The sequence below is a fragment of the Arthrobacter sp. genome (assembly GCF_031179385.1).
GTDB lineage: Bacteria > Actinomycetota > Actinomycetes > Actinomycetales > Micrococcaceae > Arthrobacter_D.
This window is the reverse complement of sequence record NZ_JAPSHV010000093.1, coordinates 1-11,015: the sequence shown is the minus strand read 5'-3', so window position 1 is coordinate 11,015 and position 11,015 is coordinate 1. Positions and strand designations below refer to the sequence as shown.

Here is an 11,015-nt window from a genome sequence, read left to right as displayed (position 1 = left end):
AAGTCGATGGTGCCGGTACCCAGGTCGGCGAAGCCGCCCGAAGTATCACGGTCCTTCACGTGGTACTGCAGCACCTTCTGGGGAGCCTGCTGGATGGTGTCGATGGCGAACTGGATGGGGTCTGCTGCGCCCACTCCGACGCCGCCGGTCACTGCCCAGTAGAGATCAACCTCGAGGTGAACCAGCTTCGGGTCGAGGCGGGTGGTGAAGATGTCCCACGGCGTGACGCCGCCGCCGAGATCGGTGGTGAACTCGTGCGCATGGTTGTGGTAGCCGTACTTAAGGCCTGCCTCGCGGGCAACGGCAGCCTCGGCGTTCATCTGGTCGGCCCAGCGGCGCCAGTCGTCCGCCGAGTTGGAAACAAGGAACGGCACATTGATGTGGGTCTGGCCCAACGTCACAGCATTGGCGATCTTGGTCTCCAGCGCCGCGGGAGTGGCGCTGATTCCGTCGTGGCTCGAGGAGGGTGTGATTCCCAGGGAATCCAGAGTCGACCGCATCGCTTCGGCAGTGCGTCCGTACAGCCCAGCCAGCTCCACCTTGGTGTAACCGAAGTCGGCGAGGGTCGCGAGCGTAGCATCGACCCCTTCACCCCGCATGATCGAACGCAGCGTGTACAGCTGGATGCTGATGAGTCCCGGAGGAACCGGGCGGCCTGCACCCTTCGCCGCGGGAGCTGCGATGGCAGCCGTCCCGCCGAGCCCGGCGAGACCGACACCCACACCCGCCGCCATTGCTCCCCTCAGGAAGCTGCGCCGGTCGACGCCCTTCTCTTCCAGTGAACGACGAAGGGCGCCTGGGGCATTGAATCCGAAGCACATATTGTTTGCCTTTCTGGCAGGAAATGACGCACGCCACCGGCTTTGGTGGAAGCGCGTCTGCTGCTGCATTGCAGCGGGTTGGTAACTTGGGGGACTCACGGCAGACGCCGTTGATGGCCGGACGACGGCGTCGCCCACGATTGGTTGCTTGACGCGCAGCGTCTTCGCCGCGCGCTCGGCACTCCACCGTTGCCGTCAACATGCGCAGACGCGATGGTGGCAGGAAGTCACGGCGCCGACGTTTGTGCACGGCGGAACGGTCATGAATTCCCTGATTTCACGTGTTGCTCCCACGTGAAATCCAAGCTGAAAGTAGTAGCTCTCGTGCTTGGCCGGATACCGGTGCGCGTACTCAGGGGCAGCGTCGCCGTCGTCCGGGCTGTGTGATCTGAGACTAATTTGGGGTTTTGTTGTCTGTCAAGCAAAAGTCGCCGACAGCTGTAGAACCTTCTAGCCCGCCATGGATCCGGACAGGCCCATCACCATTGCGTCAATGCGCTGCGGCGACATGGCGTGGTGAATGGCGAGCATGCTGGCGCCGAGGACGCCCGCGTCGAGTCCGGAACTGGACTGGACGATCTGCAGGTGCTGCGTGGCAAGCGGGATCGTGCGCGAGTAGACGACCTCACGGATCCCCGCGATGAAGTGTTCGCCCGTGAGGGCCATCGAGCCACCGATGACGATTACCGAGGGGTTGATCAGGCTCACGCAGGCGGAGAGCACCTCGCCCACATCCCTACCGGCCTGACGCACAGCATGCACAGCTTCCGTGGTGCCTGATCCGACAAGCCGGACCACATCTTCACTCGAGTTCGCCTCCAGGCCCAGTGCACGCAGCTTTGTGGCGACCGCCGGCCCTGACGCCACCGCTTCCAGGCAGTCCTTGTTCCCGCAGTGGCAGGGAACGCCGCCGCCGTTATGGACCCGGATGTGGCCAATATCGCCGGCGACGCCGTCGGCGCCTCTCTGCAGCATGCCGCTCGAGACGATGCCCGAACCGATGCCGGTCGCAACTTTCACGAAGATGAGGTTGTCCACATTGGGCCAGGCGACGTTGCGCTCACCCAAAGCCATGATGTTCACATCGTTGTCGACGAGAACGGGCACGTGGAAGTGCGCCTGCAGGTAACCCGGGACATCGAATCCGTTCCACCCGGGCATGATCGGGGGATTGATCGGCCTGCCGGTCCTGTGCTCAACCGGCCCTGGAACTCCGATGCCGATGGCCAGGAGGTCCGTCATCGCCCGCCCAGAATCTTCCAGCAGTTCGGTTGCCAACTCGACGACGGCGTGCAGCACGACGTCGGGCCCCTGCGTCACCTCGATCGTGCGGGTAGCCTCTCGCAGGCGATGGCCGGTCAGGTCCGTGACCGCAACGCGAAGGTGTGATGCTCCAATGTCAACGCCAAGCACAATCTTGCTGCCCGCTTTGAGGGCGATACGGGATGAGGGGCGGCCACCGGTGGACACAGCATCGTCGACGAAACCGACGAGCCCAAGCTCCATGAGCGCCTCTATGCGCAGCGTAATGGTCGAGCGCGCCAGCCCCATCTGCTCCGCGAGCTCTGTGCGGGTGCGGGGACGACCGTCTCGCAGGATCTGGAAGAGCTCGCTCGCTCCAGAAGAACCGAGGCCGTTGAAGCTACTTATGTCACTCATCGACCAATTACAGCACACCTTTCGACGAAACGGGGGTGCCCTGGTGGTCACCGCCAGCGCCCCGGCTTCGGGATCACGGGCGGGCAGAAATACCAGCCGGGAGGACAGGCGTTTAGCGCTTTTGTCGAGATCAAATACTGAAGGACCAGCGCTTCTGGCCTGATCGATCTAACACCTGCATACGGTTACGTCAATATATCGACAGGAGCGATACATTCGTTGTTCGTCGTCATTAGTCGTGTTAGGTTCATTGTGATCGAGGTCTCTTCTGCTCTCTGGCTAGGCCGCCCGGGGCAGGAGAGTCAGATTTGCTCGGACTGAATCTCGGAACAGATCACGGATTGAACTCGGCATCAGATGCAGCATCACTTCAAGGAGGAAGCTTTGATCAAGGACATCCATTCCGGCGGCACGCGCTCACGTCGGGGATCAACCCGCAGACTGGCAGCAGCGGCATCACTTGCCATCGCAGCAACAGCTGTCTTGACCGGCCCCGCAGTCGCCGCCCCAGCATCATCGAACGCCAACTCAGCCTCCGAATGCTCGGGCAGAAGCATCCCTGCGAGCAAGATCTCCATCCAGATGTTCAGCTATGCAGGCTGGACCCGTTCAGTTGGCACAGAGGCTGTACTCGCAGAGCTCAGCGACATCGGATACAAGAACGTCGAGCCTTTCGGTGGGACCTATGAGGGCCGCACTGCCGAGCAGTTCGCCGAACTGCTCGGTGAATACGGATTGAAGGCTCCCACGTCGCACGGCAGCACCAACGAGGCACAGTTCGACGCGACGATCGCCTATGCAAAGACCATCGGACAGAAGTACATGGGCTCCGGTGGATCTGCATCGCCTGGGATCAGCACGCTCGAGAACACGCTGGCCACGGCAGATGCTCTCAACCGGCTGGGCGAGCGCTCGAAGAAGGCCGGCACCGGCAAGATCTTCGTTCACAACCATCAGGGCGAATTCACCACGCAGTTCGCTGACCCGGAGACCGGTGAGATCAAGAGCGCTTGGGAAATCCTCGTCGAGAACACCGACCCGCGCTATGTGACCTTCCAGCTGGATGTCCTCTGGGCTGCTGACGCAGGAATCGACGTCGTTCAGCTGATCGAAGAGCACGGCGACCGGATCGAGCTCCTGCATGTGAAGGACGGCCTGCTCAACGGTGACGCGCGGGCCATCCCCACCGACGTGGGAGAAGGCGAAATCGACTGGGCACCTATCCTCGATGCCGCACAGGGATCGGTGAAGTACTACGTGGTGGAGCGCGACGGCGCCCCGGCAACCCGTGAATTCGCCGAGGACAGCTTCAACTTCCTTACCTGCTACTCCTTCTGACGCGTAGTTTTCTCCGGGCGGCTCCGTGGAGCCGCCCGGAGAAACTTCGCGCTACTGCACTTCGAAAGGACCTCGACTTGGGTACATCACCGGAAGGGACGCCGGGCGTCACTACACGCACGGAACAAACGTCCTACCCCTATGGGAAGACCGGCATCTGGCTCATTGGTGCCCGCGGCTCCGTGGCAACGACCGCCGCAGTTGGCCTGGCTGCCATCTCCGCCGGACTTACTCCGGCCACGGGCTGCGTAACCGAACAGGAGCCCTTCAGAGGTGTAGCCCTTCCTGACTTCAGCGACCTCGTGGTGGGTGGCCATGACATCAGTGGTGTCGGCATGGCGAAGCGCGCCGAGGCACTCGTTGAATCGGGGATGCTCCCGTTGCACCTGTTCGAGTCCGTCCGCGCACAGCTTGTGGAGGCCGACCAGCGGGTGCGGCCGGGTTACGATCCAGCACAACAATCGGAGTCACAGGCCGACGTCGCTCGCCGGCTGGCCCACGACATCTCGGAGTTCCGGCAAGCCAACGCGCTGGCCCGCGTGATTGTCCTGGATGTCGCGTCCACCGAGGCGCCGGTTGAGCCGATCGCGGAACATTCTGACGTAGACCTGTTGCTGGCTGCTCTTGAGGATGCGACCCGTGCCGTGCTGCCGCCAAGTTCGGTCGCCGCCTACGCCGCCATTCTGGCAGGCTCCCCCTACATCTGTTTCACGCCCTCCACCGCACTGAACGTGCCCGCCCTGCGTGAGCTTGCCACGCACCATCGCGTTCCGACCGCCGGGCAGGACGGCAAGACCGGCCAGACCTGGCTTCGCTCGGTCCTTGCTCCCGCGCTCGCCGCCCGAGGGCTCCGTGTCCTTTCCTGGGCAGGGACCAACCTGCTCGGCGGCGGTGACGGAGCAACCCTCGCCGACCCGCAGGCGGTCTCGGGAAAGCTTCAGTCCAAGAACCGCGGGCTCCAGGAGTTGACCGGAGGCGCTGTCACTCCGCTGCACATCGATAACGTCCAGGATCTGGGTGAAACAAAGGTGGCGTGGGATCACATCAATATTGAGGGATTCCTCGGCTCCCGTCTCACCCTGCAGACCACCTGGAGCGCATATGACTCCATGCTGGCTGCGCCGATGGTGCTGGATCTCTCACGTCTGATGGCCCTTGCCCACGCAGCCGGAGAGTACGGTCACGTTGAAGCACTGGGGTTCTTCTTCAAGGATCCCTGGGGCAGTGATGAGCACGCGTTCGCACACCAGACCCGCAACCTCGTCGAGTGGACAAAAGCGGCCACCACTAAGCTCACCGCCGGCGCAGGGAGCCCAGATCAACTGTGAGCACGATCCACAACTACCTTGAACTGGTGCGTGCACCGGCCATCCTGACCGTCCTTGGCGACACCCTTGCAGGCGGGTCTGCCGCAGGGCACCCGCTCAGCGGCCGGCGATTTGCCCTTCCACTCGCAAGCGCCTGCCTCTACGCCGGCGGCATGGCGCTCAACGACTATGCCGACCGGGAGATCGACTCCCGGGAGCGGCCGGAGCGACCCATCCCATCCGGGAGGATCAGCGCGCGCAATGCACTTGCTGCTGCGGCAACTCTCACTGTTGCCGGGCTGGGTTTGAGCGCTGTCGGCGGAGGCAGGCGCGCCCTGGCAGTGGGAGCGCCCCTCGCCGTCTCGATCTGGACCTATGATCTGCTGGCGAAAAACCACCCCGTGTTCGGCTCACTCACCATGGGCTCCTGCCGTGCGCTCGACGTCCTCATGGGCGCCGGGTCCGCCCATCTTCGCCCTGCCCTTGGCGCTGCGGGCATCATGGGTGGCCACACGGTGGCTGTCACCCTCCTTTCGCGCGGCGAAGTCAACGGAACAACGACGACGACGGCCTCCGGGGTCGCTGCCGGCACCGCCCTGTTAGCCGGCTCGGTAGCCACCGGTGCCCTGAAAGCCGGCGCCGGTCGCCCTACTTGGGTCCTTTCCGTGCTTGCTGCGGTGGCAGCGTACGCCGCCCGGTGTGCACCCGCACAGCTCCGGGCAGCCGGCAATCCGGACGCGATGAACGCGCTTGTCGCCACCAAGGCCGGCATTCGCGCGATGATCCCGCTGCAGGCGGCACTCACGCTGCGCCACGGGAACTCTGCTGCTGCCGCGGTCCTGGCGGCGGTGGATCTGGGCGGCAAGATCCTGCGTTCGGGTCCCCGAAGCCGGAGGATCAGCGAGTCATGACAGCAGCGCCACCGCTGCCCCCGATGCCTTTCAGCCTGGGGTACGGAACCAACGGCTTCACAGACCATCCCCTCCCCATCGCGCTCGAGCTGCTCGCCGAGCAGGGTTACGGCGCCGTAGCGCTGACCCTGGGACATCCACACCTTGATCCGTTCGCCGAGGACCTTGACGCGCAACTGCAGGCGCTGCGGGAGACGCTTAGGGAGCTAGGGCTGCGCGTCGTCATCGAAACAGGCACGCGCTTCCTGCTTGATCCCCGCCACAAGCACAAGCCGGCTCTCGTCGACGAAGAGGCGGCCACCAGAGTCTCGTTCCTCTGCCGCGCGGTCGACATCGCGGCCGCTCTGGATGCAGAGTGCGTCTCCTTCTTCTCCGGCGTACTTCCGGACGGAGCTTCCCCGGAAACCGGGTGGCAGCGGCTCATTCCCAGGGTCGCTGAGATCGTGGAATATGCACGCGGCCGAAACGTGCTGGTGGCCGTCGAGCCCGAACCGGGAATGCTCGTTGAAACGGTGTCCGACGCGCTGCGCCTCCGTGCCGAGCTCGATGAGCCGGACAATCTGCGCGTCACCGTGGACATTGGCCACTGTGTTGTGGTGGAGCCGGACGGCGTCCGCGGAGCCCTCCTCCAGGCGGGCCCGCTGCTGGCCAACATCCAGCTCGACGACATGCGCCCTCACGCCCACGAACACCTGCCCTTCGGAGAGGGCACAGTGGACCTCACTTCGGCGCTCGCCACCCTGGCCGAGCTCGACTACCGGGGAGTTGCCGCCGTCGAGCTGCCGCGGCATTCCTACGACGGTCCAGGCCTCGCGGTGCGAAGCATGGGAGCACTGCGTTCCGCCTGGGAGGAAGTACACGCCATGAAGGAAAGAGAACGGTGGCTGGAAGAAAGCACGACGGCGGTCGCCGCCGATCCTGCCAGCCTTCCGCGGATCTTCGCCCTTGCGGCCCGCCGTGTGGGTCGGAAGCCGCTTCATCCGGACACAGATCCCACCGGTGTCCTGTTCGGTGCTGTAAGTGACCACGCCCGGGGAGAGCTGATCGGCAGACTCGGCGGGCTCCTGCCGCCGGACCAACTCGCCGAAACCCTGCTCGGGCTCTACAACCGCGGCGACTCGTCCGAGCGCCGCGGCGTATTGAGGGGACTGTCTGCCCTGGCAACCGCATCGCCGGCCCTTCCCGGCGTCGTCGTCGGCGTGGGGTTGCGTCTGACGGAGGAGGCACTCCGAACGAATGAAACCAGCCTGGTCGCGGCAGCCGTAGGACCCTTCGCGGCAGCCCATCTGGATCAGCACAGCTGGCGCCATGCGGTGCTGAAGCTGGTCTTCATGGGGATCAGCCTCCGGGCGGTCACAGACCTGGACGAGCGTGCAGACACCGAACTTGCCCGAATGGCAAGCGACTATGCGGCCGAACGCACTGCCGCGGGACGCCCCATTCCGGATGATGTCCACCTGCTCCTGCGGTCCTCCTCCGGCTACTCCACCTCTTCTTAAGGGAAGCCAGCCATGCGCATCTTCGACCCGCACATCCACATGACCAGCCGCACCACGAACGACTACGAGGCCCTGTACGCGAGCGGAGTACGCGCGCTGGTGGAACCGGCGTTCTGGCTGGGGCAGCCCCGCACGAACGTGGGTTCGTTCATCGACTATTTCGACTCCCTGCTGGGTTGGGAGCGGTTTCGCGCAGCGCAATTCGGTATCCGGCACCACGCCACCATTGCGCTCAACCCCAAGGAGGCGAATGATCCCCGCTGCGTGCCCGTTCTGGAGGAGCTCCCCCGCTACCTGGTGAAGGAGGGGGTGGTGGCCGTCGGTGAGATCGGCTATGACTCCATGACTCCCGCCGAAGATGAGGCCTTCAGCCGGCAGCTGGAACTGGCGCGTGAGTACTCCCTGCCGGTGATGGTACATACCCCGCATCGGGAAAAGCTCGCGGGCACTCACCGGACACTCGATGTTGTCCGGGAATCCGGCGTCGCACCCGGCATGGTGGTGGTCGACCACCTCAACGAGACCAACGTGGAGCTCGTCAAGGAAGCAGGCGCCTGGATGGGTTTCTCAATCTATCCGGATACCAAGATGGACGAACAGCGGATGGTAGCCATCCTCAGCCGCTACGGAACCGAGCGCGTTCTGGTCAACTCTGCGGCTGACTGGGGACGGTCGGATCCCCTGAAGACCCGCCGCACCGGAGAGGCGATGCTCGCGGCTGGCTTCACAGCGGACGACGTCGACCAGGTCCTCTGGCGCAACCCCGTCGAATTCTACGGACAGAGCGGCCAGCTGATCCTCGACCCCATCCCGGGCTTCGACGCGGCGGAGCTGCCAGACGCCGCTGCGGGGTTCGAGGGGAATTCCGTTCTAAGGGGAGCGCGCGTCTGATGCTCCTTTCCTATTGCACGAACGTCCATCCTGCCGAAGATCTCGACGGCGTCATCCGGCAGCTGCGCGGATACTCCGGGCCCATCCGCCGCAGTGCGGGACGTGATGTACTTGGCGTCGGCCTCTGGATTCCCGCGGAGCTGGCGCGCCGGCTGGCCGGCAGCCCCGATGATCTCGCTGCACTTGGTGAAGTGTTGACGGCGGAGGGGCTGCAGCTGCATACGATCAATGCATTTCCCTACGGCGGCTTCCATAACGACGTCGTCAAGCATGATGTCTATAAGCCCACCTGGGCGGAGGCCGCAAGGCTCGAGTACACCATGGACTGCGCCGAGATTCTTGCGGCGCTGCTGCCCGAGGGCGTGGCCGGATCAATTTCGACCTTGCCGCTCGCCTGGCGGGAACCCTGGACGCAGCACGACGACGACGCCGCCTCCACCGCACTCGCCGAGGCTAGTACCCGCCTGCGAAAGCTGCGGGACCGCACGGGGAGAACGGTCCGTATCGCGGTGGAACCGGAGCCCGGGTGTGTGCTCGACACAGTGTCCGACGTGGTCGGTTGGCTGGGCGCACGCGTGGTTTCAGGCATCGACCCGGAATTCATTGGCCTGTGCGTGGACACCTGCCATCTCGCGGTGTCCTTCGCGGACCCGGCGGAAGCCATCGACCAGATCGATGCAGCCGGCCTGCGGGTCGTGAAGGTCCAGGCGTCATCTGCCCTGCACGTCAGCGACCCTTCCAGCCCTGCCGCGCGTGCAGCGCTGTCCACCTTCGCGGAACCGCGCTATCTCCATCAGGTACGGGAATCCGGAACATCCGGTGTACTCACCGCCGACGACCTGACAGAAGCGCTGATCGACCTGCCCGGCGAGAGCCCCTGGCGCGTGCACTTTCACATTCCGCTCCACCACATTCCGTCAGCTCCGCTGGAGACAACCGCCGACGTTCTGCGGGAAACGGTCGCCGAAGTCGGACGACTGCCCTATAACGAACAGATCCATCTCGACATCGAGACCTACACCTGGAACGTCCTGCCCGAACCACCCGCCGGGATCGTGGAGGGAATCGCTGCCGAGATCGCGTGGGCACAGACCCACCTCCTCCGGGCAACGTCCCTTACCTGACCCTGCAGGAGTTCCCCATTCAGCGCCCGATCAAAGTGAGTTAGGAAACACATAGTGAAACCGGTTCTGCTGCTAGACGTGGTCGGGCTGACAGCCAAAGCTTTGCGGGACATGCCGCGCCTGTCGAATCTTGCTGCGCAGGGATGGTCGTCCGAATTGGCGACCGTCCTTCCGGCAGTAACCTGCACAGTGCAGTCGACCATGTTGACCGGTCTGATGCCTTCCCAGCATGGCGTCGTCGGGAACGGCTGGTATTTCCGGGAGCTCGGGGACGTGTACCTGTGGCGCCAGCACAACAAGCTCGTGACCGGAGAGAAGCTCTGGGAAGCCGCCCGACGGCAGGATGCTTCGTATCGGTCGGCAAATATCTGCTGGTGGTACGCCATGGGAATGTCTACGGACATCACCGTCACTCCGCGGCCGATCTACCATGCCGACGGGCGAAAGTCTCCGGATGCGTATGTTCGCCCAGCCGAACTGCACGATGAACTGGTGGCACATTACGGAGACTTCCCGTTGTTCCAGTACTGGGGTCCAACCGCTGCCATCAAGTCAACCCAGTGGCTTGTGGATTCCACCCGGCACGTCATGCGCAACCAGTCACCGAATCTTCTGACGACGTACCTGCCTCACCTCGACTACGATCTGCAACGGTTCGGCCCCGATTCGCCCCAGGCAGCACGAGCCGCTGCGGAACTCGATGCAGTCATTGCCCCGCTGCTGGACGAGGCGGAATCCCGGGGGTACGCAGTGATCGTGGTCTCCGAGTATGGCATCGAAGAGGCACATACTCCGGTGGACATCAACCGGGTCCTCCGGCGCGAAGGCCTGCTCGAGGTTTACGTCCAGGACGGCAGGGAACAACTTGACCCATGGACGTCGCGGGCTTTCGCAGTCGCCGACCATCAGGTGGCGCACGTCTATGTCGCCGACCCCGCGGACGTGCAGCGCGTAGCCGCACTTCTTCAGGAGGTTCAAGGCGTGGATGAGGTGCTCGATCGTGAGGCTCAGGGCCGTTATGGACTGGATCATGAGAGGTCTGGCGAGTTGGTAGTCACTGCAGAACCAGGTGCGTGGTTCACGTACTACTTCTGGCTGGACGACGACCGGGCACCGGAGTACGCCCGCGGCGTCGACATTCACCGAAAGCCCGGGTACGACCCCGCGGAGCTCTTTTTCGATCCTGCGGACAAATTCGCCAAGGCGAAGGCGGGGCTCAACCTTCTGAAGAAGAAACTGGGCCTGCGGTACGCCATGAGTACTGTCCCCCTGGACCCCACTCACGTACGCGGCACCCATGGCAGGCTGCCCGACTCGTCAGCCGGCACACCGCTGATCATCGCTTCACAGGCCGAGATCCCAGCCTCCGTCAACAACCTGGTCGCCACGGGCCGACAGGTGCCGGCAGCTGCCGTGAAGGGCTTGGTTCTCGAGACCCAGGGGATGCTGAACTAGCACTAGTGCC

Annotated in this window: 9 protein-coding genes; 7 read left to right on the top strand and 2 right to left on the bottom strand. The window is 64.0% G+C overall.

What is annotated here, in order from left to right; translation table 11 throughout:
* Positions 1 to 821: sugar phosphate isomerase/epimerase (locus RIF85_RS12145; RefSeq protein WP_309072162.1), on the bottom strand; the 821-nt coding region annotated here is incomplete at its 3' end.
* Positions 822 to 1,271: 450 nt separating this feature from the next.
* Entirely contained in the window at positions 1,272 to 2,480 is a 1,209-nt protein-coding gene (locus RIF85_RS12140; protein ID WP_309072161.1) for an ROK family transcriptional regulator, read from the bottom strand.
* Positions 2,481 to 2,864: 384 nt separating this feature from the next.
* Here RIF85_RS12140 and RIF85_RS12135 point away from each other — a divergent pair, with 384 nt between their 5' ends.
* The 7 genes from RIF85_RS12135 (at position 2,865) to RIF85_RS12105 (ending at position 11,005) form a co-directional block, all read left to right on the top strand.
* The gene (locus RIF85_RS12135) at positions 2,865 to 3,818 is read left to right on the top strand and encodes a sugar phosphate isomerase/epimerase (protein WP_309072160.1); all 954 of its coding nucleotides are present in this window, start codon (positions 2,865 to 2,867) and stop codon (positions 3,816 to 3,818) included.
* Between the two features lie 77 nt (positions 3,819 to 3,895).
* Entirely contained in the window at positions 3,896 to 5,146 is a 1,251-nt protein-coding gene (locus RIF85_RS12130; protein ID WP_309072159.1) for an inositol-3-phosphate synthase, read from the top strand.
* On the top strand, positions 5,143 to 6,036 hold the full coding sequence (locus RIF85_RS12125) for an SCO3242 family prenyltransferase (protein WP_309072158.1): 894 nt from the start codon (positions 5,143 to 5,145) through the stop codon (positions 6,034 to 6,036). The genes RIF85_RS12130 and RIF85_RS12125 overlap by 4 nt, the downstream gene beginning before the upstream one ends.
* Positions 6,033 to 7,535, top strand: coding sequence for an EboA domain-containing protein (locus tag RIF85_RS12120; RefSeq protein ID WP_309072157.1), 1,503 nt, complete (start codon positions 6,033 to 6,035; stop codon positions 7,533 to 7,535). The genes RIF85_RS12125 and RIF85_RS12120 overlap by 4 nt, the downstream gene beginning before the upstream one ends.
* Positions 7,536 to 7,547: 12 nt before the next feature.
* Positions 7,548 to 8,426 (top strand): TatD family hydrolase, encoded by an 879-nt coding sequence (locus tag RIF85_RS12115; RefSeq protein ID WP_309072156.1) that lies wholly within the window; start codon positions 7,548 to 7,550, stop codon positions 8,424 to 8,426.
* Positions 8,426 to 9,550: a metabolite traffic protein EboE gene (gene eboE, locus RIF85_RS12110; RefSeq protein WP_309072155.1), complete on the top strand. Its 1,125-nt coding sequence runs from the start codon at positions 8,426 to 8,428 to the stop codon at positions 9,548 to 9,550. The genes RIF85_RS12115 and eboE overlap by 1 nt, the downstream gene beginning before the upstream one ends.
* Before the next feature lie 54 nt (positions 9,551 to 9,604).
* Positions 9,605 to 11,005, top strand: coding sequence for an alkaline phosphatase family protein (locus RIF85_RS12105; RefSeq protein ID WP_309072154.1), 1,401 nt, complete (start codon positions 9,605 to 9,607; stop codon positions 11,003 to 11,005).
* Positions 11,006 to 11,015: the final 10 nt, after the last annotated feature.

What these genes read in the sequence shown, in the direction of transcription:
- RIF85_RS12140 (WP_309072161.1), bottom strand. Translation starts at nt 2,480, where the DNA reads ATGAGTGACATAAGTAGCTTCAACGGCCTCGGTTCTTCTGGAGCGAGC.
- RIF85_RS12115 (WP_309072156.1), top strand. Translation starts at nt 7,548, where the DNA reads ATGCGCATCTTCGACCCGCACATCCACATGACCAGCCGCACCACGAAC.
- RIF85_RS12120 (WP_309072157.1), top strand. Translation starts at nt 6,033, where the DNA reads ATGACAGCAGCGCCACCGCTGCCCCCGATGCCTTTCAGCCTGGGGTAC.
- eboE (WP_309072155.1), top strand. Translation starts at nt 8,426, where the DNA reads ATGCTCCTTTCCTATTGCACGAACGTCCATCCTGCCGAAGATCTCGAC.